Annotated in this window: 26 protein-coding genes; 14 read left to right on the plus strand and 12 right to left on the minus strand. The window is 64.4% G+C overall.

Annotated features, from left to right (window positions below):
- Positions 1-128 precede the first annotated feature (128 nt).
- The gene (locus V6E02_RS01445) at positions 129-1439 is read right to left on the minus strand and encodes a sigma-54 interaction domain-containing protein (protein ID WP_347306430.1); all 1311 of its coding nucleotides are present in this window, start codon (positions 1437-1439) and stop codon (positions 129-131) included.
- A gap of 440 nt (positions 1440-1879) precedes the next feature.
- Here V6E02_RS01445 and V6E02_RS01450 point away from each other — a divergent pair, with 440 nt between their 5' ends.
- The 3 genes from V6E02_RS01450 to V6E02_RS01460 are packed head-to-tail and all read left to right on the plus strand — an operon-like array spanning position 1880 to position 4810.
- Positions 1880-3160 carry an NAD(P)/FAD-dependent oxidoreductase gene (locus tag V6E02_RS01450; protein WP_347306432.1) on the plus strand — a complete coding sequence of 427 codons (1281 nt, stop codon included), beginning with the start codon at positions 1880-1882 and terminating at the stop codon, positions 3158-3160.
- 37 nt (positions 3161-3197) lie between these two features.
- Complete coding sequence (locus V6E02_RS01455) at positions 3198-3509, plus strand: c-type cytochrome (RefSeq protein ID WP_347306434.1); 312 nt, start codon at positions 3198-3200, stop codon at positions 3507-3509.
- Between the two features lie 20 nt (positions 3510-3529).
- Entirely contained in the window at positions 3530-4810 is a 1281-nt protein-coding gene (locus V6E02_RS01460; RefSeq protein WP_347306436.1) for an FCSD flavin-binding domain-containing protein, read from the plus strand.
- Between the two features lie 109 nt (positions 4811-4919).
- Here the strand turns inward: V6E02_RS01460 and V6E02_RS01465 are convergent, their stop codons facing one another.
- Both V6E02_RS01465 and V6E02_RS01470 read right to left on the minus strand, forming a co-directional pair.
- On the minus strand, positions 4920-7391 hold the full coding sequence (locus tag V6E02_RS01465) for an ABC transporter permease (protein WP_347306438.1): 2472 nt from the start codon (positions 7389-7391) through the stop codon (positions 4920-4922).
- Complete coding sequence (locus V6E02_RS01470) at positions 7388-8062, minus strand: ABC transporter ATP-binding protein (RefSeq protein ID WP_347306440.1); 675 nt, start codon at positions 8060-8062, stop codon at positions 7388-7390. Before V6E02_RS01470 ends, V6E02_RS01465 begins: the two co-directional genes overlap by 4 nt.
- Here V6E02_RS01470 and V6E02_RS01475 point away from each other — a divergent pair.
- The gene (locus V6E02_RS01475) at positions 8061-8693 is read left to right on the plus strand and encodes an arylesterase (protein ID WP_347306442.1); all 633 of its coding nucleotides are present in this window, start codon (positions 8061-8063) and stop codon (positions 8691-8693) included. The two genes, V6E02_RS01470 and V6E02_RS01475, sit on opposite strands and share 2 nt — an antisense overlap.
- Positions 8694-8833: 140 nt before the next feature.
- Here the strand turns inward: V6E02_RS01475 and V6E02_RS01480 are convergent, their stop codons facing one another.
- Genes V6E02_RS01480 through V6E02_RS01490 form a run of 3 tightly spaced genes read right to left on the minus strand, consistent with a single transcriptional unit; the run spans position 8834 to position 11229 of the window.
- Complete coding sequence (locus V6E02_RS01480; RefSeq protein WP_347306444.1) at positions 8834-9139, minus strand: putative signal transducing protein; 306 nt, start codon at positions 9137-9139, stop codon at positions 8834-8836.
- Complete coding sequence (locus V6E02_RS01485; protein ID WP_347306446.1) at positions 9139-10515, minus strand: sensor histidine kinase; 1377 nt, start codon at positions 10513-10515, stop codon at positions 9139-9141. Before V6E02_RS01485 ends, V6E02_RS01480 begins: the two co-directional genes overlap by 1 nt.
- Positions 10516-10521: 6 nt before the next feature.
- Positions 10522-11229 (minus strand): response regulator transcription factor, encoded by a 708-nt coding sequence (locus V6E02_RS01490; protein ID WP_347306447.1) that lies wholly within the window; start codon positions 11227-11229, stop codon positions 10522-10524.
- Positions 11230-11380: 151 nt separating this feature from the next.
- Here V6E02_RS01490 and V6E02_RS01495 point away from each other — a divergent pair, with 151 nt between their 5' ends.
- A complete protein-coding gene (locus V6E02_RS01495) occupies positions 11381-11548 on the plus strand; it encodes a hypothetical protein (protein WP_347306449.1) in 168 nt (55 codons plus the stop codon).
- Positions 11549-11590: 42 nt separating this feature from the next.
- Here V6E02_RS01495 and selD read toward each other — a convergent pair whose 3' ends face one another.
- A complete protein-coding gene (selD, locus tag V6E02_RS01500) occupies positions 11591-12631 on the minus strand; it encodes a selenide, water dikinase SelD (protein WP_347306451.1) in 1041 nt (346 codons plus the stop codon).
- Between the two features lie 102 nt (positions 12632-12733).
- Between selD and mnmH the strand changes: the two genes are divergently transcribed.
- Positions 12734-13801 carry a tRNA 2-selenouridine(34) synthase MnmH gene (gene mnmH / locus V6E02_RS01505; RefSeq protein WP_347306453.1) on the plus strand — a complete coding sequence of 356 codons (1068 nt, stop codon included), beginning with the start codon at positions 12734-12736 and terminating at the stop codon, positions 13799-13801.
- Positions 13802-13960: 159 nt separating this feature from the next.
- Positions 13961-14392: a host attachment protein gene (locus V6E02_RS01510; protein ID WP_347306455.1), complete on the plus strand. Its 432-nt coding sequence runs from the start codon at positions 13961-13963 to the stop codon at positions 14390-14392.
- Positions 14393-14439: 47 nt separating this feature from the next.
- Here V6E02_RS01510 and thpR read toward each other — a convergent pair whose 3' ends face one another.
- From thpR to ispD, 3 genes are read right to left on the minus strand one after another with little or no spacing between them, the layout of a single operon-like run.
- On the minus strand, positions 14440-14955 hold the full coding sequence (gene thpR / locus V6E02_RS01515; RefSeq protein ID WP_347306457.1) for an RNA 2',3'-cyclic phosphodiesterase: 516 nt from the start codon (positions 14953-14955) through the stop codon (positions 14440-14442).
- Positions 14956-14968: 13 nt separating this feature from the next.
- Complete coding sequence (gene ispF / locus V6E02_RS01520; protein WP_347306459.1) at positions 14969-15448, minus strand: 2-C-methyl-D-erythritol 2,4-cyclodiphosphate synthase; 480 nt, start codon at positions 15446-15448, stop codon at positions 14969-14971.
- The gene (gene ispD, locus V6E02_RS01525) at positions 15445-16146 is read right to left on the minus strand and encodes a 2-C-methyl-D-erythritol 4-phosphate cytidylyltransferase (RefSeq protein ID WP_347306461.1); all 702 of its coding nucleotides are present in this window, start codon (positions 16144-16146) and stop codon (positions 15445-15447) included. The genes ispF and ispD overlap by 4 nt, the downstream gene beginning before the upstream one ends.
- A 214-nt stretch (positions 16147-16360) precedes the next feature.
- Here ispD and amrB point away from each other — a divergent pair, with 214 nt between their 5' ends.
- The 4 genes from amrB to V6E02_RS01545 are packed head-to-tail and all read left to right on the plus strand — an operon-like array spanning position 16361 to position 19548.
- A complete protein-coding gene (gene amrB / locus V6E02_RS01530) occupies positions 16361-17167 on the plus strand; it encodes an AmmeMemoRadiSam system protein B (RefSeq protein WP_347306463.1) in 807 nt (268 codons plus the stop codon).
- Entirely contained in the window at positions 17157-17738 is a 582-nt protein-coding gene (gene amrA, locus V6E02_RS01535) for an AmmeMemoRadiSam system protein A (RefSeq protein ID WP_347306465.1), read from the plus strand. Before amrB ends, amrA begins: the two co-directional genes overlap by 11 nt.
- Positions 17735-18829 (plus strand): AmmeMemoRadiSam system radical SAM enzyme, encoded by a 1095-nt coding sequence (gene amrS, locus V6E02_RS01540; protein ID WP_347306467.1) that lies wholly within the window; start codon positions 17735-17737, stop codon positions 18827-18829. Before amrA ends, amrS begins: the two co-directional genes overlap by 4 nt.
- 56 nt (positions 18830-18885) lie before the next feature.
- Positions 18886-19548: a dienelactone hydrolase family protein gene (locus V6E02_RS01545; protein WP_347306469.1), complete on the plus strand. Its 663-nt coding sequence runs from the start codon at positions 18886-18888 to the stop codon at positions 19546-19548.
- A gap of 86 nt (positions 19549-19634) precedes the next feature.
- Here the strand turns inward: V6E02_RS01545 and V6E02_RS01550 are convergent, their stop codons facing one another.
- Positions 19635-20270, minus strand: a complete 636-nt coding sequence (locus V6E02_RS01550) for a phosphoribosyltransferase (RefSeq protein ID WP_347306471.1) — start codon at positions 20268-20270, stop codon at positions 19635-19637.
- A 221-nt stretch (positions 20271-20491) separates the two neighbouring features.
- On the opposite strand from V6E02_RS01550, the gene mfd reads away from it, so the two are divergent.
- A complete protein-coding gene (gene mfd / locus V6E02_RS01555) occupies positions 20492-23914 on the plus strand; it encodes a transcription-repair coupling factor (RefSeq protein WP_347306473.1) in 3423 nt (1140 codons plus the stop codon).
- Between the two features lie 49 nt (positions 23915-23963).
- A complete protein-coding gene (gene serB, locus V6E02_RS01560) occupies positions 23964-24797 on the plus strand; it encodes a phosphoserine phosphatase SerB (protein ID WP_347306475.1) in 834 nt (277 codons plus the stop codon).
- 21 nt (positions 24798-24818) lie between these two features.
- Here the strand turns inward: serB and V6E02_RS01565 are convergent, their stop codons facing one another.
- On the minus strand, positions 24819-25892 hold the full coding sequence (locus V6E02_RS01565) for a PA0069 family radical SAM protein (protein WP_347306477.1): 1074 nt from the start codon (positions 25890-25892) through the stop codon (positions 24819-24821).
- A 110-nt stretch (positions 25893-26002) separates the two neighbouring features.
- Here V6E02_RS01565 and V6E02_RS01570 point away from each other — a divergent pair, with 110 nt between their 5' ends.
- Complete coding sequence (locus tag V6E02_RS01570; protein ID WP_347306479.1) at positions 26003-26245, plus strand: hypothetical protein; 243 nt, start codon at positions 26003-26005, stop codon at positions 26243-26245.
- Positions 26246-26333: the final 88 nt, after the last annotated feature.

Consider the following 26333-nt stretch of genomic DNA (forward strand, 5'->3'; position numbering starts at 1 on the left):
CCGCGCAAGCGGGGTCCCAGGAAAACGGCCCTGGAATGACGGTCCAATGATGCCACCCATCACGCCTTTGGCAACACCTAGCCAATCCGGCTTTCCGGCAAGGCGCGTATCATGCCCGTTTCGGGTTATCAGCGCAGTTGGTAACGCGCGAGCTTGCGATAGAGGGTGCGCTCGCTGATGCCCAGCGCTTGCGCCACACGGCGGCGGTTACCCTGGTGGCGGGTGAGCATTTCGGCGATGTGGCGTGCTTCCAGCTCCACCATACGCGGCGGCCGGTCCGGGACGGGTGCCGGCGCTTCCGGCACGCTTCGCCTGTCTCGCTCGTGGGGAAACAGGATGTGCTCGGGACCGATCAAGCCGTTGGGGGCCAACGCCGCCGCTTTCTGCACGATGTTGCGCAGCTCGCGCACGTTGCCTGGATAGTCGTACTGCACCAGAAGCGCGAGCGCCTCGTCGCTGAAGCGGTAGCGCCGCCCATCGCGCGTGCCCAGCCTTCCCAGCAGCACCTCGGCCAGCGCCGGAATGTCGCTCCGGCGCTCCCGCAAAGGCGGCAGGCGCACGTCGATGCCGGCGATGCGGTAGTAAAGATCCTGCCGAAAGCGCCCCTCATCCACCATGGCCAGCAGGTCACGGTTGGTGGCCGAGACCAGGCGCACGTCGGCACGGATGATCTCGCGGCCGCCCACGCGACGGAATTCGCCCGTCTCCAGCACCCGCAGCAGCTTGGCCTGCATGGACAGGGGAATCTCGCCGATCTCGTCCAGGAACAAGGTGCCGCCGTCGGCTTGCTCGAACAGGCCCTCGCGCCGTCCCACGCAGCCGGTGAAGGCGCCCCGCTCGTGTCCGAACAGCTCGGCCTCGAACAGGCTTTCGGGAATCGCGGCGCAGTCTAGCGCGACGAAGGGCTTGGCCGCCCGCTCGGAGCGGCGGTGGATGTACTGGGCCGCGAGCTCCTTGCCCACCCCCGATTCGCCCAAAAGCAGCACCGGAGCCTCGGCCTGGGCGGCGGCGGTGAGGTGTTCCACGCAGGCGAGGAAGGCGGGCGAGCGCCCGATCATGCGCAGCTCGTCGCAATCCAGCTCGGTGCCCGCGAGGCGGCGTATCTGTTCGCCGAGATAGGTGCGGCCGTCCACCGAGGCCAGGCGCCGTCCCACCAGCTTCACGTGTTCAGGACGACCCAGCGCATCGAAGTGCACGTGCACCAGATCCACCCGAGTCTGCCCCGAAAAAACGCGCACATGGGGGCAGTCCTCGCCGTTTTCGTGACAGGGCACCCGGGAATGGTGGGACACCTCGTGGCAGCGCCGTCCCACCACGTCCTCCCGCGCCACGCCATAGGCCTGGCAATAAGCCGAGTTGGCCGCGACGATGCGATAGTCCCGATCGATCAGGACGAAGGGGTCGTCCTGTAGATCGATCAGGCCCTGAATGTCGAGCATGGGGGTTTCTGCCATATTGGCAGAGTATAGCGCGAGGCCGAGTCCGTGTCGTGTCACACGGCATGTGGACGAGCCCGCGACGAGACACAGGCCCAACCGTCGTGCCAATAAGCACAGACTCCCTTACTAACAGCCGAGACACGCTCTTGGCTCGAGCCGGAGAAATAGACCTGGCGCGGTCTTAACCTGATTTTGACATTATGACCGCGACCTAGTACGGTTGCGCCAGACTGACATGATTGCTTCGGGCTGCCGCAACACGGTCCGTATCTGTTGGTCAGCACATCTGCCATTGTGGCAGTCCTGACAGTTGAACAGACAGGGATCATTCGTCGGGGAAACGACACAAGTTACTGACTTAAAAAGGTGTCTGATCGATGGCACAGGCCTTGCTCAGCGTGAGCTTCATCTGTCATCACTAAACGAGGAGCATTGGCATCATGGCACACATCGTCATCATGGGTGCGGGCATCGGCGGCATGCCCATGGCCTACGAAATGGCGGAACTCGCCCGCAAGGGGGACCGCGTCACCGTCGTTTCCAACACGCCGAATTTCCACTTCGTGCCCTCCAATCCCTGGGTGGCGGTGAACTGGCGCACGCGCGAGGACATCGAGTTTCCCGTTGCGCCCTACCTTGCCAAGAAGGGTATCGAATTCGTCGCCACCGGCGTCAAGCGGGTGCATCCAGAGGAAAGCCGCCTCGAGCTCAGCGACGGCACAAGCCTCGCCTATGACTATCTGATCATCGCCACCGGCCCCAAGCTCGCGTTCGAGGAGGTGGAAGGGCTGGGACCGCAAGGGCATACCCAGTCCATCTGCCACGTGGACCACGCGGTGCAGGCGGCACGCGCCTGGGAGCAGTTCGTGCGTGACCCTGGGCCGGTGGTGGTGGGCGCAGTGCAGATGGCCTCCTGCTTTGGTCCCGCCTACGAGTTCGCCATGATCATGGACACCGATCTGCGCAAGCGCAAAATCCGCGACAAGGTGCCCATGACCTTCATCACTTCCGAGCCCTACATTGGCCACCTGGGTCTTGGCGGCGTGGGCGACTCCAAGGGGCTATTGGAATCGGCCATGCGCGATCGGCACATCAAGTGGATCACCAATGCCAAGACCACCAAGGTGGAAGCCGGCAAGATCTACGTCACGGAATACGACGACAACGGTCAGGAAAAGAAGCAGCACGAGATTCCCTTCAAGTACGGGATGATGCTGCCCGCGTTCAAGGGCGTGGACGCGGTGTTCGGCATCGAGGGCCTCACCAACCCGCGCGGCTTCATCATCGTCGATGAGCATCAGCGCAACCCCAAGTACAAGAACATCTACGCCGTGGGCGTGTGCGTGGCCATCCCGCCGGTAGAGCAAACCCCCGTGCCCACCGGCGCGCCCAAGACCGGCTATATGATCGAGACCATGGTCACCGCCACCGCCCACAACATCCGCGCCGAGCTGGATGGCGGTCAACCTACTGCCAAGGCCACGTGGAACGCCATTTGTCTGGCCGATTTCGGCGATACGGGCGCGGCTTTCGTGGCACTGCCGCAGATTCCGCCGCGCAACGTCAACTGGTTCAAGGAGGGCGCGTGGGTGCATCTGGCCAAGGTCGCCTTCGAGAAATATTTCATCCGCAAGATGAAGAAGGGCACCACGGATCCTCTCTACGAGAAATACGTGCTGTCCGCGCTGGGCATCAAGAAGCTCAAAGAACCCGTGCAATGACCACCCACCAACCAAGCAAAAAAGGAGGTACGACACCATGAAGCGAAGCCTGCTTTGGGTGACCCTGGGACTCGTCACCGCGAGCCTCGGGGCCCATGCCCAGGAGGTCAACAAGCACGCGCGCATCCTCGCCGCGCCCTGCGCCGCCTGCCACGGCACCAATGGCAACAGCGTCGGCGGCACGCCCGTGCTGGCCGGCGCCGACCGTGCCCACTTCATCCTGCAGATGAAGGAATTCAAGTCGGGGGCCCGTCCCGCCACGGTGATGCACCAGCACGCCCGCGGCTACACGGATGAAGAAATCGAAATGCTGGCCGACTTTTTCGCCGCCCAGAAGCGCGGCCAATAACGGATTGGAGGAGGACCAAGATGAGTCTTGATCGTCGTTCGTTTCTGAAACTGGCGGGCGCCACTGGCCTGTTCGCGCTCTCCCCTGCGGCGGTGCAAGCTGCCGAGACCCTGGGCAAGGGCAAACACAAGCCGCGCGTGGTGGTCATCGGCGGCGGCTATGGCGGGGCCACCTGCTCCAAGTACCTGCGCATGTGGAGCAACAACGCGGTGGAGGTGGTGATGGTGGAACGGCAAAAGCAGTTCATCTCCTGCCCCATGAGCAACACCGTGCTGGGTGGTTCGCGCACCATGGCCGACATCACCCACGACTACGACAGCCTGACACGCAAGTGGGGCGTGAACCGCGTGGAGGCGGAAGTCACCGCCATCGATCCGGCCAAGAAAACCATCCGCACCGCGCGCGGGGAACTTTCCTATGACCGGCTGGTGCTCGCGCCCGGCATTGACTTCCTCTACGACCAGGTGCAGGGCACCTCCCACGAATTGGCCGAGACCAAGGTGCCCCACGCCTGGAAGGCCGGCAAACAGACCGCGCTTCTGCGCAGCCAATTGGAAGCCATGCCGGACGGCGGCGTCTATGTGCTGGCCATTCCCAAGGCCCCCTATCGCTGCCCGCCCGGCCCCTACGAGCGCGTCTGCCAGGTGGCCTTCTATCTCAAGCACCACAAGCCCAGGTCCAAGATCATCGTGCTCGATGCCAACCCGGACATTACCTCCAAGAAGGGCTTGTTCATGAAGGCCTGGAACGAGCTCTACCCGGGCATGATCGACTACCGTCCCAATGCCCAGGTGGTGCGGGTGGATGGCGCCACCCTCACCGCCCACACCGACTTCGACGCGGTCAAGGCGGATGTCCTCAACGTGGTGCCGCCCATGCGCGCCGGCAAAGTGGCGGATCTGGCCGGCGTGGTCACCGCGGACAAGCGCTGGTGCGGCGTGGATTTCCTGTCCTTCGAATCCACCGCCCAGCCGGGCATCCACGTGATCGGCGATGCGGTCTCTTCCAGCCTGCCCAAGTCCGGACACATGGCCAACACCCAGGCCAAGGTCGCCGCTGCCGCCATCATCGAACTTCTGGCCGGCAACCAGCCCGACCCCGATCCGGTGCTGGGCAACACCTGCTACAGCATGGTGTCGGACAAGGAGGCCATGCACGTGGCCAACGTCTTCAAATACGACAAGGAGAAAAAGCAGTTCGTCGCCGCCCCGGGTGGTGGCGTCTCCGACAAGCATTCGGAGACGGAAGGCAGCTATGCCAAGTACTGGGCCATGAACATCTGGTCCGACGTGCTCAAATAATTCATCTGTCGAGAGCCTTCCGGGCCGCGCAAGCGGCCCTTTTTTTGTCCATACAGGGTAGGGCGCTCACCCGTCGCTCCCCCGCGCAGAGGGCTTGCCGGCCGCGCCTTCAGCCGCGCAGTATCGTAAGCGGCGGTGTGCCCAGCACCCGACGTGTGGCGAAAACACCGGCGAAAGCCACGCCCACACAACCAGCGGCCACCCCGATCAGCCAGAGCATCGGGTTCATCGTATAGGGCAGATCGAGCACCCGCTCTGCCAGCGCCCAGGCCACGAAGGCCGCGCCAGCAGCACCCACCAGGCCGGCGAGCGCGCCGATGAGGGCGAATTCGAGCCACTGCGCCAAGAGGAGCTGACCTCGACGCGCCCCCAGCGCACGCATCAGCGCCGCTTCGTACATGCGTTCATCGCGCGTGGCGACGAGCGCAGCATAAAGCACCATGAGCCCTGCCAGCAGCGTGAACAGGAACACGAATTCGAGCGTCTGCGCCACGCGATCCATGATGCCGCGTACTTCCTCCAGGATGGCAGCCACGTCGATCACGCTGACGTTGGGAAAGGCGCGCACCAGGGCATCTAGCACCGCCTCCCGCCCCCGCGGCAGATGAAAACTGGTGATATAGCTGGCTGGCTGGCCAGCGAGCAGCCCTGGGGTGCCGATGACGAAGAAATTGACGCGCATGGAGTCCCAGTCCACGTGGCGCAGGTTGGTGACCGGTGCCTCCACTACGGTTCCAGCTACGTCGAAACGGAGCCGATCACCCAGGCGGATACCCAGCGTTTTGGCGATGCCTTCTTCCACCGACCACTGGGACAGACCGGTCTGTGCCTGCCAGAAGCGCCCTGCCACGACCCGATTGTCACTGCGCAAAGTGCTCGCCCAGGAAAGGTTGAACTCCCGCTCCACCAGTCGCTGGCTGCGTTCGTCTGCGTAATCGCGTGCGCGAACGGGGCGATCGTTGATGGCAATCAGCCGCCCCCGCACCGTGGGATAGAAAGTTGGCGGCGCAAGTCCCTGCTGGTTCATGAAATGAGCAAGGCTCGACACCTGGTCCGGCTGCACGTTGATGAGAAAGCGATTGGGCGCATTCGCCGGCAGTGTGCGTTGCCAGCTCGCCAACAGATCGCCGCGCACCAGGGTAACCAACAACAACGCCATGAGCCCGACGGCAAAGGCAAGGATCACAAGACGGCTCGACTCGCCCCGCCGCGTGACGGCGGCCAGACCGTAGAAAAGCACGCCATGGGCGCGCGAGCGCAACCGGGCCACGAGGGCAAGCAGTGCCGAGGCGGCGAGCCAGGCGACGCCCAACACCGCGCCCAACCCCGTAGCGACGTAGAGCGCAAGTCTGGGCTCGCCGGCCTTCCACAGAAAAAGCGCTGCGAGCACGGCGACGGCCAGGGCCTGCCCTGCTCGCCCCAGCCCGGTAGGCGGAGCGAGTTCTCGGCGCAGCACGCGCAACGTGGGGACGCGCGCCAGCCGCGCCAAGGGCACGACGCCAAAGGCGGTCAGTAGCACGGCGCCCAACAGCATCCCCTCGATGAGAGGCATCGGGCCTGGCAAGGGCAGCAAGAGCCCAAGCTGCCCCGCGAGCAGGCGCGCCAGAACCTCCTGCGCGGCCATTCCCATTAGGCTGCCCACCAAGCCTCCCACGGCACCGAGGACTAGCAGCTGCACGAAATACAGGCCAAAGATGCGGCGCTGAGCAGCCCCGAGGCAACGCATGATGGCGCAGGCATCCAGATGGCGGATCACAAAGCGCCGGGCCGCCAGCGCCAGCGCCACACTGGAAAGCACCGCTGCCACTAGCGCGGCGAGCCCCAGATAGCTGCGCGAGCGCTCAAGCGCGGAACGAATCTCCGGGCGCGCATCGCTCACCCCTTCCAGGCGCTCGCCACGGGCAAGCTTAGGCTCGATCGCGCGCCGATAAGCCGCCACTGCCCGTGGCTGGCCCGCCACCAAGAGTCGGTAACGAATGCGGCTACCCACGGTGATCAGTCCCGTCGCCGGCAAATCGCCCTCATTCATCATCAGCCGCGGCGCGATGTTGAAAAAATCCCCTGCCCGATCCGGCTCACGCTCAAGCACAGCCACCAGGGTCAACGCCTTGCGCCCCACCTCGATGACATTTCCGGGCACAAGGTTGAGCGCCCCCATTAGCCGCGCATCCGCCCAGACCGTTCCCGGCGCGGGACCGTGGGCCACGTCCATCCCTTTGCCGGTCGCCGCGGTGATCCGGAGACGGCCCCGCAGGGGGTAGCCTTCGCTTACTGCCTTGATCTCGGCCAGGTGGGCATGGCCCGCCGCCACCACCATACTGGGAAACACTGCGCTATGCGCCACCGCCAATCCCAAGGCCCGGGCCTGAGCCTCCCGGTGCGCCTCGATGGGATGGTCGCTCGCGAGCACAAGATCCGCGGCGAGCAACTCGCTCGCCTGACGGTCGAGCGCCTGATTGACGCGGTCTGTGAAAAAGCTCACAGTGGTCACGGCCGCCACCGCCACCAACAGCGCGAGGACGAATACGGTAAGCTCCCCCGCGCGCCACTCGCGCAAAAACAGGCGCAAGGCGAGGGTCATGTCTGCCCCAGAAGACGCCCACCATCCAGTACCAACCGACGCGCGCACCGATGCGCCAGGGCAGGATCATGGGTGACCAGCACCAGAGTCGTGTCGCGCTCCCGGTTGAGATCGAACAACAGCTCGATCACCCGCGTTCCGGTGGCGCTATCCAGATTGCCCGTGGGCTCGTCTGCAAATAGGATGGCTGGTTCCATGACGAAGGCCCGGGCGATGGCCACCCGCTGCTGCTCGCCCCCCGAAAGCTGGCGGGGATAGTGCACCAGGCGCTCGCCGAGGCCGACGCGCTCCAGGATCGTCTCGGCGCGTTTGCGAGCCGCGCGCACCCCCGCCAGCTCCAAGGGCAGCATGACGTTCTCCAACGCGGTGAGTGCAGGCAGCAGGTGAAAAGACTGGAACACGAAGCCCGCCAGTCGGCCGCGCAAGGCCGCGCGCGCGTCTTCGTCGAGCGCAAAGAGATCCTGACCATTCCAGTGCACCTGGCCGCGGCTGGGCGCGTCCAGTCCCGCGAGCAACCCCAGCAAGGTGGACTTGCCAGAGCCAGAAGCGCCCAAAATGGCCAGGGATTCGCCGGCTTTGACTTCCAGCGACACATCGGCGAGGATCGTAAGCCGTCCGCTTGCCACAGGGACGTCTTTGCCAAGGTTGGTTGCGCGAATGAGGGGCGTCATGCGATTTCTTCTTCCGTGGCATTGGTGCTTGGCGATTCTCGCCGCGTTAGTGGTTGCGAGCAATCTCGCCCACGCCGCGGTCGCGCCGCGTATCCTCGTGCTGGGAGACAGCCTATCAGCCGCCTATGGCCTGCCGCAGGAGGCGGGCTGGGTCGCCCTGTTGCAGAGTCGTCTTAAGGCAAGAAAGTTTCCCTATCAGGTGGTGAACGCAAGCATCAGCGGCGAGACCACGGCCGGCGGACGCACACGGCTGCCAAGTCTTTTGGCGCACTACCGGCCGCAGGTGGTGATCCTGGCCCTGGGCGCCAACGATGGCTTGCGCGGCCTGGATCTCGAGCAGACGCGGGGCAATCTAGAGGCCATGATCCGCGCCGCGAAGGCCAGCGGTGCGCGGCTGCTGCTTGTCGGCATGAAGCTGCCGCCCAACTACGGTCCGGCCTATACCCAACGCTTCCACGCCCTGTACGGGAGCCTTGCGCGCCAGCACCAGCTGGCCTTCGTGCCCTTCCTGCTGGAAGGGCTGGCCACCCGGCAAGATTGGTTCCAGGCCGATGGCCTGCACCCCACTGCCGAGGCCCAACCCCACATCCTCGACACGGTGTGGCCCGTTCTCGAGCCCCTCCTGCGTTGAACCCCGATCATCGATTACCGAGGGTGGCGAAAGTCGTGCTGCCTGCGGACCGCCGTTGCCGTATTCATGGGAATGACGGTAAAGGCACAGCGTGTCGCCTGCTTTTGTGAATCTCGACAAGGAAAGATCTGGGTTGAACTTCAGAGCCTGCCACCGCAATTCCAGCAGACATCGAAGGACGCGGGGGATGCCTCGCCACAGGCGGGACAGCGCCGGCTCGCTGCCTCGTTGTGCGCGGTCTCGTAGGCGCGCACCACGGCCCGCGCCCGTTCGAAATCGGCATCGTCTTCGATCCATACCTCGGGCGCGGTCTCGGCAAAGGGGAGCTCCCCTAGCCCACCCCGGGCATGTTGTTGCAGCACCCGCGCGGCAATGCCCCGCTGGATAAGCAAGCCAAGCAGGATGTGTGCGTCGGCGAGGTCTGCGGCGCTATAGACGCGGCGCATTAGGTGACTGGCAGCAAAATGGTGAAGGCCGCACCGCCCAGCCGGCTATCGGACACGCTCACCGAGCCGCCATGCAATTCCACGAAGGCCTTCACCAGGGACAGGCCCAGGCCCGTTCCCGGCAGGGTGCGGCTGGGGTCGAGACGCACGAAGCGATCGAACACCTTGCTGCGCATCTCGGGGACAATGCCGGGACCACTGTCGGCCAACACGATTTCCACGCGCTCACCGCGCCGTGCCAAGGCCAGTTCGATCATGCCACCGGCGGGCACGTACTTGATGGCATTGTCGAACAGGTTGGAAAACACCTGGGCCAGGAGCTGGCGGTCGCCACTGATGGTCACGCCCTCGGGGATGCGGGTAGTGAGGGTCTGTTCCTTCTCTTCCATGAGGGGAGCGTAGAGTTCCGCCATGTCCTCCAGCAGCGCGGAGAGATTCAGCGGTTTCTTGCGAATCTGCAGGCTGCCCGCCTCGGCCTGACCGAGGGAGAGCAGGGACTGGAAGATCTCCTGCATCTCCTGCAGCTCCTCCAGGGCGCGTTCCAAGGTCTCCCGGTATTTGACCGGGTCCTCCTGCTGCAATGCGACCTCCACGTCCGCGCGCAGGCGGGTGAGCGGACTTCTCAGGTCATGGGCAATGTTGTCGCTCACCTGACGGATGCCCTGGAATAATTTTTCGATGCGATCCAGCATGGCATTCATGTTGCTCGCTAGGGCAGCAAACTCGTCGTCCCCGCGCACCGGCAAGCGGCTGGAAAGATTGGCGGAGTGCACGATCTTCATGGCCATCTCGTTGAAGGCTTCGATCTGGGACCAGAAGCGCCGGCCAAGCCAGTAGCCGAGTCCCACGCCCACCACGAGGATCAACACCAGGGCTTGGATCAAGGCCATCCAAAAACCCTGCATGGTGCGGTCGATGGACTGGGTGCTGTGGGCGAGATACACCCTGTAGCGCTCGCCCAGCGTGAAACTCACCGCGCGTGCATGTCCACCGGGCTCACCGCCCACTGGCGGGATCTTCATGTCCTGTACGCCCTTGAAGGGTTTGACCTCGGGGAGGGTGAGCTCACCCGCCTCGAACACCACGCGACCGTTGCGGTCCAGGATGCGGTAGTTGCGTTCGCGCTTACCCTTGGACAAAAGCTCGCTTTCGATGGCGCGGAACAGGCCTGCCACGCCACTGTCCCGGTATTGCACCGTGAGCAGGCTTTGTTGATCCAGCAAGGCCTTGTCGATCTGGGCGATCAAGGCCGCCTTGATCTGGAAGCTCAAATAGGCGAAGACAAGCAGCGTCCCCACCAGGAACAAAGAGACGAAGCCAAGCGTGAGCCGCGCGGGTGTGGAACGGAAAAATCGCAGGAACGAAGCCAGTGGCACTGGCGGTCATTCCCCGCCTTGCTGGGGCGCATCTTCGGCCGCGCGCAGCACATAGCCCGTGCCGCGCACGGTGTACAGCATCGGCTTAGGAAAGTACTTGTCGATCTTGTAGCGCAGTCGGCTGATGTGAACATCCACCACGTTGGTCTGGGGATCGAAGTAATACTCCCAGACGTTCTCCAGTAACATGGTGCGCGTCACGACCTGCCCTGCGTGACGCATCAAATACTCCAGCAGACGGAATTCACGCGGCTTGAGGTAGATCTCCTGGCCTGCGCGGCTGACCGTGCGAGCCAGCAGATCCATGTGCAGATCGCCCACGGTGAGCTCAGTCTCCGGGTGCTTGCCGTAATTCTTCGCCCGCCTAAGCAGCGCCTCGATGCGTGCCTGCAGCTCGTTCAGGGCATAGGGTTTGACCACGTAATCATCGCCACCGGCACGCAAACCTTCCACCCGATCGTCCACCTGACCACGCGCCGAGAGGATCAGCGCAGGCACCTGCTTGCCCTCGTGGCGCAGGGATTTCAGCACCGACAAGCCGTCCCGCTTGGGCAGCATCACGTCGATCAGCCACAGGTCGTAATCGGTCTTACGGGCCATGGCAAGACCTTCCTCGCCGTCGTGGGCCACGTCCGCCTCGTACCCAAAATTACTCAAACCCTGGCGCAGGAAATCCGCAGCGGAATTGTCGTCTTCGATGATCAGGAACCTCATGGCGTTTCCCCCTGCCAAAAGTATGGCTTCATTCTAATTCAGGCCCGTTTCACGGCGGAAATTACAAAGGGGTTAAGTGACGGCACAGTAACGGTTTTGTCGCCATGTGCGCGATAGCATGGAAAACGACGGTGATCCTGGAGCACGCCTGATGGAAAGTCCTCTCCTGCCCCTGTACGAAGTCGAGTATCTGCCGGTGGAGCGGCGGCTGGGTGAGCGCCGTCGCAACCCTCCGAACCTACGCCCACCGGGGTTGGAGCGCCGCCGCGGAGAACGGCGTCAACCCGAAGCCCCGGCGGTCTTGCGTCCGATGGCCTGACCTGGCAGCGGAAGGCTGCGCACCTTCGCGGCTTCAACGGCTCTAGACCACGCGCACCGACACCTCACCCGCCATGAGCGCGCCGATCTCGGCCGCGTAGCCGAAGCCCTCCCGGGCAAACAACGCCATCACCTCGTCCACCGCCTCCGGCGCGCAGGCCACGAGCAGGCCGCCGCTGGTCTGGGGATCGCACAAAAGCTTGCGCCGCCACTCGGGCCAGTCCGCCGGCAGGCGCACCGCCTGACCATAGCTCGCCCAATTGCGGTCCGCCGCACCCGGCGCGAAGCCTGCCTGCGCCAGGGCTTCAACGCCTGGCAAGATGGGCAGCCGATTCCATTCCAGTTCTGCGCCCAGGCGGGAGCCGCGGCAAATCTCCAGCAAATGCCCCAGCAGGCCGAAGCCGGTGACGTCGGTGAGGGCGTGCACCCCCGGCATTTCCGCCAGCGCCGCGCCGGGCGTGTTGAGCTGGGTGGTGCTGGCCACCATTTGCCGGTAGCCTGCCGCGTCGAGCCGTCCTTTCTTGAGGGCCGCGCTCATGATGCCGACGCCGAGGCCCTTACCCAGAATCAGCCGGTCGCCCGGCTGCGCTTGGTCGTTGCGCTTGACCCGCTGCGGATGCACCACGCCCAGGGCCACCAGGCCGTAGATGGGCTCGGGCGCGTCAATGGAATGGCCGCCGGCGATGGGGATGCCCGCCGCCGAGCAGACGCTACTGCCCCCTTCCAGAATGCGGCGGATCACCTCCACCGGCAGCTTGTCCACCGGCATGCCCACCACCGCCAGGGCAAGGATGGGACGCCCGCCCATGGCATATACGTCGGAGAGGGCATTGGTGGCGGCGATGCGTCCGAAATCGTAGGGGTCATCGACGATGGGCATGAAGAAGTCGGTGGTGGCCACGATGGCCTGCTCAGCGTTGAGCCGGTAGACCGCGGCATCGTCGCTGGTCTCGGTGCCCACCAGAAGATCGGGAAAGGCATGGGTCAAAGAGACCTGGCCGAGGATTTCGGAAAGCAGGGCGGGGGCGATTTTGCAGCCACACCCACCGCCGTGGGAGTAGTGGGTCAGTTTGATCTCGGTCATAGGTGTACGAAGACTGGCTAGCCCGTGGGCTTGATCATCGTGCTGGGCCATCCCTCGGGTTAGAATGACACTCTTTCGTGCGAAGAAAAGCAGAAGCGAGCCATGACGGGCGTCGTTACCGTAGCACAGCTCACCGGCTTTGACGAGATCATCGACGTGCGCACCCCCACGGAATTCCGCGAAGATCACATTCCGGGCGCGGTGAACCTGCCGGTGCTCTATGACGAAGAGCGGGCACGCGTGGGGACCCTCTACAAGCAGGTCTCGCCCTTCGAAGCGCGCAAGGTGGGGGCGGCACTCATCTCACGCAACATCGCCCACCACATCGAGCACCATCTCATGGATCGCCCGCGCGATTGGCGTCCCCTGGTGTATTGCTGGCGCGGCGGCAAACGCAGTGGCGCCTTGTCCCACATCCTGAGTGAGATCGGCTGGAAGGTCTCGCGCCTGGAAGGCGGCTACAAGGCGTATCGACGCCGGGTGATCGAGGAGCTGGCCACGCTGCCCGCCCGTTTCCACTTCCACATCGTCTGCGGCCCAACCGGTTCCGGCAAAAGCCGGCTACTTGCCGCCCTCGCCCGGCGCGGCGCCCAGGTGCTGGACCTGGAGGCGCTCGCCGCCCATCGCGGCTCGGTGCTAGGCAGCCTGCCCGACGCCCCGCAACCCAGCCAGAAATGGTTCGAAAGCCAAGTGTGGCACGCACTTGGCCACTTCGATCCGGCCCGGCCGGTGTTCGTCGAGGGCGAAAGCAAGAAGATCGGCAACCTGCGGGTGCCGGAAGCCTTGATCCAGCGCATGTGGACCACCGGCCTATGTATTCGCCTGCACGTGGACGCGCAGCAGCGCGTGGCCTTGCTCAAGGAGGAATACCGGCACTTCTTGGAGCAGCCGGCCACCCTCCTGTCGCGGCTCGATGCCCTCACCGCCCTGCACGGCGCCGAGCGTATCCAGCTCTGGCGTGACCTCGCGACCGCCGGCCGCTGGGACGAACTCGTGCGTGATCTGCTGGAAAAGCATTACGACCCCAGTTACACACGCTCCATGGCCCGTCACTATCCCCAGCTGGAATCCGGTCCCCTGCTTGAACTTCGCGACACTTCACAGGCCGCCTACGACCTCCTAGCCAACGAGCTCATGCCGGACCTGGCCGAGAAGTTGCACGCAAAATGAACGATCAGGCGCAGCCAAGGCCCGCGGCTTTCGATTTCGGCGATGTTCGCATGCCGACCGTTCGCAACGCAGGCACGGGCCGGTCCAGGGGAGAATCTGGGTTGAATGGGGTTTAATGCCCCTGTACCCTATAGTGAAACTTTGATGAAGGAGCACAGCATGAGTATGACCTGGGTCGTCGTCGCCAACGCAAGCATCGCCCGCATCTACGAACGCAACAAAGGTCTGCATCCCGTGACCGAGCTCACCCACCCGCAAAGCCGCATGAAACGTGCCGACCTGGTCACCGATCGCCCCGGCTACATGCAGAGCGTGGGCAACGGCCATGGGTCACGTCAGCCCGCCACCGATCCCAAAACCCACGAGGCCGAGGAATTCGCGCTGGAAATCGCCAAGCTCTTGGATCACGAACGGGCGGCGGGCAAGTTCAACCGCTTGGTGCTGGTGGCATCCACCCCCTTCATGGGCATGCTCAAGCAGCGCCTGCACGCCCAGACTGCGGAGCTCGTGACGGACACCATCGAGAAGGACTACACCAAGGCCTCCGAAAAAGAACTCGTGGAACGACTGAAAGAGCAGATTGTCATTTGAACCCAGATTATTCTGGGCCGGCACCCGCCCCCATTTTTTGTTTGCCCTCAGCCGGGCAAGGACCAGGCGGCGAGCTGGGCGTAGGACGCCCCTTCGTTGCCCAGCCGCGAGGAAACCAGGACGAACTCCCGGACAGGCCAGACGATGTCATCAACCTTGGGCAGGTCGCCGCGGCAGCGCGCCTGGCGCAGCAGGGTGACATGGGGCAGGTAGGGTCGATCATCGAGCGCGAAGCCCCGCGCCCCCAGGCCGCTGGCAAGGGCCGAGACCAGATCGAACAAGCCTCGTGGCGGCTCGGTGGGCGCAAGCCAGGCAATGCGCTGGCGTGGCCAGTACCCCAGCTCGCGCAAGTCGAGCTCGAACGCCCGCGCGCTCACCGCATCGGCGGCGGCGCGCACTTCCGGAAGCCGCGCCGGCTCCACCTCGCCCAGGAACACCAAGGTGAGATGCAGATTCTCAGCCCGCGTGGGCTTGCCGCCACAAGCCTTCGCCACACGCCAGCCGGCCGTCTTTAGCGCGGTGCGCACTTCCTCCTGCGGCCAAAGGGCAAAGAATAGGCGCATTCTCCGCGCCCGGTCAGGCGTCGCGCATGATGAGGCAGACGGCTTGGGCGGCGATGCCTTGGCCCCTACCCGTGAACCCCAGCTTCTCGGTGGTGGTGGCCTTGACGTTGACGCAGTCCTCGGCCACTTCCAGGTCGCTCGCGATGTGGCGCACCATCTCCGGAACGTAGGGCGTAAGCCGCGGTGCCTGGGCCACCACGGTGGCATCCACGTTGCCCACCCGCCAGCCCTGCTCCTTGAGCACCGCGCGCACCTGGCGCAACAGCCGCCGGCTGTCGATGCCCCGATACTGGGGGTCGCTATCGGGAAAATGGCGGCCAATGTCTCCCATTGCCGCCGCGCCCAAAAGCGCATCGCAAATGGCGTGGAGCAGCACGTCGGCATCCGAGTGGCCTTCCAGCCCGAGCGGAAAAGGAATCTCCACCCCACCGAGGATCAGCTTGCGCCCTTCCACCAGGGCATGCACGTCGAAGCCTTGTCCAATACGCATCATAGGTAGGTCCCCCTGTCACTGAGGATCAGTTCTGCCAGGCGCAGGTCCCGGGGCCACGTGACCTTGAGATTGCTGGCGTCGCCCTCCACCAGCTTGGGTTTGAGGCCCAGTGCTTCTACCGCCCCAGCCTCGTCGGTGGGCTCACGGCTAACAGCAGTCTCCAGGGCGCGCAAAAGCAGGGCGTGGCGAAACATCTGCGGTGTCTGGGCCTGCCAGAGGCCTTCCCGCGGTGCGGTGGCGGCGATGCGGCCTTGCGCGTCTGACCGCTTGAGCGTATCAGCTACCGGAATGGCTAGGATGCCACCCACGGAATCGTGCTCGACGCCAGCGATTAGACTGTCCAGATGATGGCGGCTCAGACAGGGACGTGCCGCGTCATGTACCAGCACCCAATCCTCGGCCGCGACCTCGCCTGCCATCGCTCTGAGCCCATTTAAGACGCTCATCGCGCGCGTGGCGCCGCCGCAGCGCAGCACGGCAAGCCCGGGAAATTCCGTCTGCCAGTCCCAGGTATCGAAAAGCCTATCTTGCACAGAGAGCACCACATACACGCGCCGAATGCGGGGATGCATCGCGAGGGTCCGCACCGCATACCAGATGAGCGGCCGGCCCGCTACGGTGAGATATTGCTTGGGCAGTGCGGCACCGAAACGGCTGCCGTTGCCCGCGGCGGGAATCAGGGCGAAGCAGTGGGACATGGAATTTTCTGGCGGTAGAGGTCTATATTGATGAGGATGCGTATAGCCACTCACCCGGCCCGCACTTCGATGAGCCCACTTGGGTGAGTGAGCCAGGTCCTTTGCGCATCATTAGGACGCGCGATGCGGCTATCGCGCGCCGCAGGGCGATCCGGGTTGAAAAGCGCCTTCGCGGCCCCATTCCCCGGGCCAGCATCAGCAAGAGGAGAGGACCATGGCGCACGCCGTCCGCCACCCCGCCGTCGCCGGCACCTTTTACCCGGAGCATGCCGGCAAGCTCGACTACGATCTGGACAATCTGCTGCGTCGGGCGCGCAAGACCACCGGGCCCGTGCCCAAGGCCGTGATTGTACCCCACGCCGGTTACATCTATTCCGGTCCCATCGCCGCCAGCGCCTACCAGCGCATCGCCGCCGGACGCGACCACATTCGCCGCGTGGTGCTGCTCGGGCCCGCCCACCGGGTGCCGGTACGGGGCCTGGCCCTACCCGGCGTGGACGCCTTCGAAACCCCCTTGGGCGCTGTGCCCCTAGATCAGGACGCCATTGCGCGCCTGCGCAGCCTGCCCCAGGTGGTGGAAAGTGCCCCCGCCCATGCCTGGGAACACTCGCTGGAAGTGCAGTTGCCCTTCCTGCAGAAGGTGCTCGACGAGTTTACCCTGGTGCCGTTGGTGGTGGGGGATGCCACGCCGGAAGAAGTGGCCGAGGTGCTAGAACGTGTCTTGGGCGGCCCGGAGACCCTGATCGTCATCAGCTCGGATCTGTCCCATTACCTCCCTTACGATCTGGCGCGGCGCATCGATGGCGACACGGCGCAACTGATCCTCGACCTGCGCCCCGTGAGCCATGAGCAGGCCTGTGGTGGCACCCCGGTCAACGGGCTGCTGCTCGCGGCGCGCCGTCACGACCTCAAGCCGGAGCTGCTCGATCTACGCAATTCCGGCGATACCGCCGGCGATCATGACCATGTGGTGGGCTACGCCGCCTTCGCCTTCGTGGAGGATCAGTCCGGTGTCCACTGACGAGCAGCAAGATCGCGGCCAGATCCTCCTGTCGATCGCGCGCGCAAGCATCGCCGAGGCCCTGGGCCGCCATTATGTCCTGCCGGACTATGACCAGCCTTGGCTCGATGAACCCGGCGCAAGCTTCGTCACACTGACCCGCAATGGCGCGCTGCGCGGCTGCATCGGCAGCCTCGAAGCCCATCGTCCCCTGCGCGTGGACGTGGCCAGCAATGCGCTGGCCGCCGCCTTGCGCGACCCGCGTTTCCCGCCGCTCACCAGCCGGGAATGGCCGGACATCCGGGTCGAGGTGTCCCTGCTTTCGCCACCCGAGCCCCTGCCGGTGGCATCCGAGCAGGACGCGTGGGAAAAGCTGCGGCCCCACGTGGATGGCGTGATTCTGGAATACGGCCCCTATCGCAGCACCTTTCTGCCCCAGGTGTGGGAACAGCTGCCGGACCCCGACCGCTTTCTGGCGCACCTGAAAATGAAGGCCGGTCTGCCTTGGGACTTCTGGGCGCCGCAGCTCAAGCTTGCGCGCTATAGCGTGCGCAAATGGAAGGAACCCGAACAGGAGATCGTCACGCCATGAGCCATGTTCCGGAATCCCATCACCCCGGCCGCTGGTGGCACAGGCTGCCGGATGGCCGCATCCAGTGCGACCTGTGTCCCCGCGACTGCAAGCTGCACGAAGGCCAGCGCGGCGCCTGCTTCGTGCGCAAGATGGAAGGCGGCCAGATGATCCTCACCACTTATGGCCGCTCCTCGGGCTTTTGCATCGACCCCATCGAGAAGAAGCCGCTCGCCCATTTCTATCCGGGCACCAGCGTGTTTTCTTTTGGCACCGCCGGCTGCAATCTCGCCTGCAAGTTCTGCCAGAACTGGGACATCAGCAAGTCGCGCGAGATGGACCGCCTCATGGACCAGGCCGCGCCGGCGGAGATCGCCAAGGCGGCGCAGCGCCACGGCTGCAAGAGTGTCGCCTTCACTTACAACGACCCGGTGATCTTCGCCGAATACGCCATGGACACGGCTGACGAGTGCCACAAGCTGGGCATCAAGACGGTGGCAGTCACCGCAGGTTACATCCATGCGGAGCCGCGGCGGGAATTCTTCGCCAAGATGGATGCCGCCAACGTGGACCTCAAAGCCTTCACCGAAGAGTTCTATTTCAAGCTTACCGGCGGCCATCTGCAGCCGGTGCTGGACACCCTGCTTTACTTGAAAAAGGAAACCAATGTCTGGCTGGAAATCACCACGCTGCTGATTCCAGGCAAGAACGATTCCGACGAGGAAATCACGGCGCTTTCCCAGTGGGTCGCCCGGGAGCTGGGGCCAGACGTGCCCCTGCACTTCTCCGCCTTCCATCCCGACTACAAGATGATGGACGTACCGCCAACCCCGGTCTCCACGCTGGTGCGGGCGCGCGAGATCGCCATGAAGCAGGGCCTGCACTACGTCTATACGGGCAACGTGCACAACGTGGAGGGCGACACCACCTTCTGCCCCAACTGCCATGCGCCGGTGATTCAGCGCGACTGGTATGCCATCAAGGATTACCAGCTCGACGATTCCGGCCACTGCCGTCACTGCGGCACGCGCATCGCCGGCCATTTCCAGCACTTCGAGCTTGGCCGGCAGTTCGGCCCGCGCCGCATTCCGGTGGCCATGCACATCGCCTGAGACGGACCGGCGCGTTCGTCTGTCCTTTGCCCTGCGGGTCGTCTATATATGAAGGCATGCTGCAACGACTCGTGCACATTCCGGATGGGCCGGCCCTCATCGAGGGCATGCTGGAAATCCCCGACCAACCCCGGGGCATCGTTCTGTTCGCCCACGGCAGCGGTTCCAGCCGCCACTCGCCACGCAACAACTACGTCGCGGGCGTCCTGCGCGAGGCCGGCATCGGCACCCTGCTCATGGACCTGCTCACGGCCGAAGAAGACGGCGACTACAAGACCCGCTTCGACATTCCCCTGCTCACCCGGCGGCTGACCGTCGCCACCCAATGGCTCGCGCAGCAGCCCGAGGCCAAGGGCCTGCCCATCGGCTATTTCGGCGCCAGTACCGGCGCCGCCGCGGCGCTGCAGGCCGCGGCGAAGATGGGCAAGGCCGTCGCGGCCGTCGTCTCGCGCGGCGGGCGCCCCGATCTCGCCGGCGGTGTTGCCCTGCGCCAGGTGGTGGCTCCCACTCTGCTGATCGTCGGCAGTCTGGATGACGTGGTGATCGAACTTAACCGCGCCGCCTTCGAAGTGATGACCTGCGAGAAGGAACTGCGCATCGTCCCGGGCGCAAGCCACCTGTTCGAGGAGCCAGGCACCCTGGAAGAAGTGGCGCGGCTAGCCACCGACTGGTTCCTGCGTCATCTACTGCTGCAATTGGGCAACCCCCACGCGCTGTAGAAGTAGAGGGACGCTCCCAGCCAGACGGCAAGGTGGGTGAGGGCAGCCGCGTCACGCCCCCTGTGCGCGGTGACGGACAGTCTGGCTCAGGGGCGCGCCGAGGCCTCGCGCAGGACGCGCATGACCTCCTCGTCCTCCACCTGAGGAAATTCGGCATAGAACTGGCCGACGGCATAGAAGTCGTATGGGGTCTCGAGGCATACCACCTCGTCGCAGTAGCCGCGCACCCTCTCCACCGTCTCCGGCGGCGCGACCGGTACCGCACAGATCAGTTTCGCCGGCCCCTTGGCGCGCAGCGCATGCAGCGCGGAAATCATGGTGGCCCCGGTAGCCAATCCGTCGTCCACCACGATCACGATGCGCCCAGCGGGATCGATTGGCGGGCGCACCGGCGTGTACTGCGCCCGCCGCTGGCGCATGATAGCCATCTGACGTGCCTTTTCCCGCTCGATGTAGTCCGGAGTGGCACCCGCTGCGGCCGCATAGTCTGCGATGTAGGTCCAACCCGTTTCGTCCACCGCGCCGATGGCGAATTCCGGGTTACCCGGTGCACCCAGCTTGCGCACCAGGACCACATCCACCTGGCCTTGCAACACGTCGGCGATATGCTTGGCCATGGGCACCGCGCCACGGGGAATGGCCAGCACCAGCGGATTCTGTCCCTTGTAGGCGATAAGACGCCGCGCGAGGCGATCGGCGGCTTCGAGACGGTTGCGAAACATGGCAGTCCTCCTCGCTGTCACCATAGCACAGGGGTCATCGCAGTCAGGCAGGCCGCCCACGAAAAAAGAGGCGGAACCCGTCCGCCTCCCAAGGAGAGCCCCACTCCGTCCCGAGCAGGTAACTCTTGTATCGGCCACCATCGCCGCCACTTGAGAAGAAGTTTTCGCAGCCCGCCGGCCCGTCGCCGCACTCCCTTATAATTCGCAGTTTTGTCTTGCCCATGCTGTTCTCCGCTCCCCTCCCCCGTCCCGGCGAAAGCCAGCGCTACACGAACCTCACCGGCTCGTCGGATGCGCTCGCCCTGGCGCAACTGGCCGCGACTGGCCAACGGCTGGTGGTGATCACGGCAACGGCATTCAGCGCCCAGCGGCTGCGCGATGAGATTCCCTGCTTCGATCCCAGCCTGTCCGTCCACCTGTTTCCGGACTGGGAAACGCTGCCCTACGACCAGTTCTCGCCCCACCAGGATCTGGTCTCGGAACGGCTGGCCACCCTATACCAGCTGGATCGCTGCGCCTTCGACGTGGCCATCGTGCCTGTCTCCACCGCCCTCTACCGCCTCCCACCCAAGGATTTCCTAGCCGCCCACACCTTTTTCCTGAAACAGGGCGCCCCGCTAGACCTCGATGCCCTGCGCCGCCAACTCACCTTGGCGGCCTACGTTCATGTCAACCAGGTGCAGGCCCCCGGCGAATTCTGCGTGCGCGGCGGCGTCATCGACTTGTTTCCGATGGGCAGTCCGGTGCCCTACCGCATCGATCTGTTCGACGAGGAAATCGAGACCATCCGCACCTTCGATGTGGACACCCAGCGCTCCATTTATCCCGTGCCGGAGGTGCGGCTGCTGCCCGCGCGGGAATTTCCCCTCAACGAGACCGGCATCGCACGCTTCCGCCAAGCCTTCCGTGAGCGCTTCGAAGGCGACCCGTCGCGCAGCCGCCTATACAAGGATGTGAGCAACGGGCTTGCACCGCCCGGCATCGAGTACTACCTGCCGCTTTTTTTCCAGGAGACGGCTACCTTTCCCGATTATCTGCCGCACGATGCGCTGATTTGCCTGCACCACGGGGTAAAAGAAGCCGGCGAGCAGTTCTGGCGGGATACCCGTTCCCGTTATGCGCTGCTGCGTGGCGATGTCGAACGCCCGCTTTTGCCTCCCGAGGCGTTGTTCCTCACCGTCGATCAGCTCTTCGCTGCCCTTAAGACCCATCCACGCCTGGAAATTCTCCCCCCTGCAACACCGCTGCCGGCTCGCACCGTGGCCTGTGCCACGGCGCCGCTACCGCCCGTACACGTGGACCGGCGCGCGGAGCGGCCCTTGGCCCGGCTCGAGACTTTCCTGGCCGAGTTCCCGGGGCGGGTGCTGCTTGCGGCGGAAAGCGCGGGCCGCCGCGAGACCATCGCCCAGATGTTGCACGACCATGGCCTTAAGCCGGCGCCGGTGGAGGGCTTCCAGGCCTTCTTGGCGCAGACGGCCCCGTTCATGCTCGCCACGCTGCCGGTGAGCCAGGGCTTCATGCTGCCGGCGGCAGGCATCGCCGTCATCGGCGAATCTGAGCTGTATGCCTTGCAGGTGCGTCAGTCGCGCCTGCGCGAAGGGAAGAAACCCGGTTCGGAGCACTGGCTGCGGGATCTCTCGGAGGTACGCGTCGGCGATCCCGTGGTGCACGAGGCCCACGGCGTGGGCCGCTATCACGGCCTGGTCACCTTGGATCTGGGCGAGGGCGACACGGAGTTCCTGCTATTGCAATACGCCGGAGGCGATAAGCTCTACGTGCCGGTGGCCAATCTGCATCTGATCAGCCGCTACAGTGGCGGCCCGCCCGAGACCGCGCCCCTGCACCGGCTGGGCAGCGGCCAGTGGGAGAAGGCTCGCCGCAAGGCGGCGCGCGCGGTACGTGATACTGCGACGGAACTCCTCGAGCTGTACGCGCGGCGCGCGGCCCGGGCCGGTCACGCCTTTCGGCTCAAGCCTCAGGACTACGAGGCGTTCGCCGCCGCCTTCGAATTCGAGGAAACGCCGGATCAGGCGGCGGCCATCCGCGCCGTGATCGAGGATATGACCTCGGGCAAACCCATGGACCGCCTGGTCTGCGGCGACGTGGGTTTCGGCAAGACCGAGGTGGCGCTGCGCGCCGCCTTCGTCGCCGTGGCAGACGGCAAGCAGGTGGCGGTGCTGGTGCCCACCACGCTGCTCGCCGAGCAGCACTACCAAACCTTCTCCGACCGTTTTGCAGACTGGCCGGTTAAAGTGGCGGAAATTTCCCGCTTCCGCACCGGCAAGGAGCAAGCGGAGGTGCTAAAGGGCGTGCGAGAAGGTGCCATCGACATACTGATTGGCACCCACCGCCTGCTGCAGCAGGACGTCGCATTCAAGAACCTGGGGCTGGTCATCATCGACGAAGAGCATCGCTTCGGCGTGCGCCAGAAAGAACGCTTAAAGGCGCTGCGTGCTGAAGTGGACGTGCTCACCCTGACGGCCACCCCCATTCCCCGCACCTTGTCCATGGCCCTGGAAGGCCTGCGTGACTTTTCCGTGATCGCCACCGCGCCGCAGCGCAGACTTGCCATCAAGACTTTCGTCCATCCCTTTAGCGACGGCCTGATCCGGGAAGCGGTGCTGCGCGAGCTCAAGCGTGGTGGACAGGTCTATTTCCTCCACAACGAGGTGGAGACCATGCACAACATGCACGAGCGCCTGGCGCGCATCGTGCCCGAGGCGCGCATCCAGGTCGCTCACGGCCAGATGCGTGAACGTGAGCTGGAACACGTGATGCGCGATTTCTATCACCAGCGCTTCAACGTGCTTCTGTGCACGACCATCATCGAGACCGGCATCGACATTCCCACCGCCAATACCATCATCATCAACCGCGCCGACAAATTCGGGCTGGCGCAACTGCACCAGCTACGCGGCCGGGTGGGGCGTTCCCACCACCAGGCCTACGCCTACCTGCTCACTCCGGAAGGCACGCTCACCGGGTCGGCAAAGAAGCGGCTGGAGGCGATCCAGATGATGGAAGACCTGGGCGTGGGCTTTAACCTCGCCATGCACGACCTGGAAATCCGCGGCGCGGGGGAGCTGTTGGGAGAATCCCAGAGCGGCGAGATGCAAGAAATCGGCTTCACCCTCTACGCCCAGATGCTGGAGCAGGCGGTCAAGGCCCTCAAGGCGGGCAAGGAGCCGGCGCTCGATGCACCGTTAAACGTCACCACCGAAATCAATTTGCATGCGCCGGCCCTTTTGCCTGCTGACTACTGTGGCGACGTGCACGAGCGACTGGTGCTCTACAAACGCCTCGCCCACTGCGAAACCCTCGACCAGCTCGATGCCATGCACGAAGAACTGGTGGACCGCTTCGGTCTGCCGCCCGCCCCGGCGAAAACCCTGCTCGACACCCACCGTCTGCGCATCCTGGCCAAGGAGGTGGGTGTGGCACGCATCGATGCCAATGGCGAGGTCATCACCCTGCAATTCGTCCCCAGCCCGCCCATCGACGCGGGCCGCATCATCGAGTTGATCCAGACCCGGAAAAACTACAAACTTGCCGGCCAGGACAAACTCAAGGTCACACTGGCCACACGCGATGCCGAAACTCGGGTCAAGGCCGTGCAGACGATTTTCCGGGAACTAAAGGCATGACGCCCGCTGTGTCCTCCCTGTCCTTTGTTTCCACTTTTGGAAGGAAGCGATGAACCTTGTCATCCAGGGTCTCGACGTCAAGACGCCCGATCTCAAGACATTGGCCAGACTCACCCAGGCCAACGGCATCGAGCAGGTGCGGCCGAACGTGTTCCGGCTCGTCCACTCTACACCCCACCCCGATGTGCCCCGCCTATGCGAAGGCGCCCAGCTCGACTATGGCTACGTCCCGGAAGGCCAGAGGCTTGATCAGCTGGGCCTGGTGGTGATGGACATGGATTCCACCCTGATCACCATCGAGTGCATCGACGAAATCGCCGATATGCTGGGCATCAAGCCTCAGGTCGCTGCCATCACCGCCAGCGCCATGCGCGGCGAGATGGAATTCGCCGAGAGCCTAACCCGCCGCGTGGCTTTGCTTGCCGGCCTCGAGGAGATTGCTTTGCAGCGCGTCTATGACGAGCGGCTAAAACTGTCGCCTGGGGCAGAGCGCCTGCTTGCCGTCCTCAAGGCGCACGGCATCAAGACCCTGCTGGTATCGGGCGGTTTTACCTTTTTCACGCAGCGTCTTAAGACCCGTCTGGGGCTGGATTACGCCGTAGCGAACACGGTCGAGATCGTCGACGGCAAGCTCACCGGCAAGGTGCTAGGCAAGATTATCGATGCCCAGGGCAAGGCCGACTGGCTCAACCGTGTTCGGACGGAACTGGAGCTTGGGCGCGAGCAAGTCCTGGCCATTGGCGATGGCGCCAACGATCTCAAAATGTTGGCCGAGGCGGGCATCAGCGTGGCCTATCACGCCAAGCCAGTGGTGCGGGAAAAAACCAGTTACGCCATCAACTACGTGGGGCTGGACGGCGTGCTCGAGTTCTTCGAGTACTGAACAGCGGGGGACCGTGCAACTTCAGAAAAGGCTCATCTGGCCGGAGGTCGCTGGCGGCCGGAAACGATCCGTAGCGAGCACTGGCAACCCAGGGAAGCCAAGCCGCCGGTAGGCTAGTCGAAAGCGGTCGCGTAAGAATCGGGCGTAGGGGCCACTGCCCACCAGGCGTACGCCGAATGCGGCCTCATAATCCTTGCCGCCGTTTAGCTCCCGCACCCGACTCATCACGTGCTGGGCCGCGAGCGGCCGGTGGCTGGCCAGCCATTCCCGGAACAGATTCTTCACCTCGTGCGGCAGGCGGAGCACCGCGTAACCCGCTTCCTGCGCCCCGGCTGCCCGCGCCCGTTGCAGAATGCTTTCCAGCTCCGGATCGGTGAGGACGGGTATCACCGGCGCCACCATCACCCCCACCGGTACCCCTGCCCGAGCCAGAGTCTCGATCACAGCAAGCCGCCTTTCCGGCTGGGCCGCGCGTGGCTCCATGCAGCGGGCCAATTCGCGGTCCAGGGTGGTGAGGGAGACGAACACATGCACCAGATCGTCCCGTGCCAGATCGGTGAGCAGATCCAGATCGCGCTCAATCAGCGCGGACTTGGTGACGATGGATACCGGGTGACGGCACGCTGCCAGCACTTCCAGCAGGCGCCGTGTCAGAGCGAGCCGTCGTTCTGCCGGCTGCCAGCCGTCGGTATTGATGCCTAGCGCAATGGGCTGGCACCTGTAGCGCGGATGAGCCAACTCCTCGCGCAGGCGCTCGGGTGCATCGGGCTTGTAGAACAAGCGACTTTCGAAGTCCTGGCCCGCCGACAAGCCGAGATAGCCGTGAGACGGCCGGGCAAAACAGTAGATGCAGCCGTGCTCGCAGCCGCGATAGGGATTGATGGAGCGGTCGAAGGGGATGTCGGGCGAGTCGTTGTAGGTGATCACCCGGCGCGCGCGGTCCACACCCACCACGGTGGCGAGCACCGTCTCTTCCGAGACGCTGCCCCAGCCGTCGTCCTCGCGCTCGCGGCGCAAAGACTCGAAGCGGCCATCGGGATTGCTCGCCGCGCCACGCCCCTTGCGCAGGTTGCGAAATTTGGCGGATTCGCTCATGAAGCCATCTTTCAGGATCAAAAAGAGCTTACCCACCCCTCAAGCTTTTGCAAGCGGGGACGCTATAGTGAATGCAGGCGGCAATGATTCGCCGCCCAAGGAGGTGCATCATGCTGATCGTGAAAGACATGGGCTCCGGCACCATCGAGGAATGGATCGGTCCGGACGACGAGACATTCGCGGACGACTACGACGCCGCCCTCTCCTCCGGCTGGGACCCCGTGATGGCAGAAGTGATAAAGCGGGAACGGGACCATTACGAGATCTCTCAGGCGGAAACGCCGATGCCGGCCGATCTCAACGACGTGGACATCGACGCCTTCTTGGACCGCATGTACACGTACATGGGTTGAGCCCTGCGCCGAAACGGCCACGACGTCCCCGGGAAACGGGGCAAAGTGGCCGTTTTTCTTTGCCTCCGCCAGGGGCGTTTGCAAACAG

It is taken from the genome of Thiobacter sp. AK1 (genome assembly GCF_039822265.1).
GTDB lineage: Bacteria > Pseudomonadota > Gammaproteobacteria > Burkholderiales > Thiobacteraceae > Thiobacter > Thiobacter aerophilum.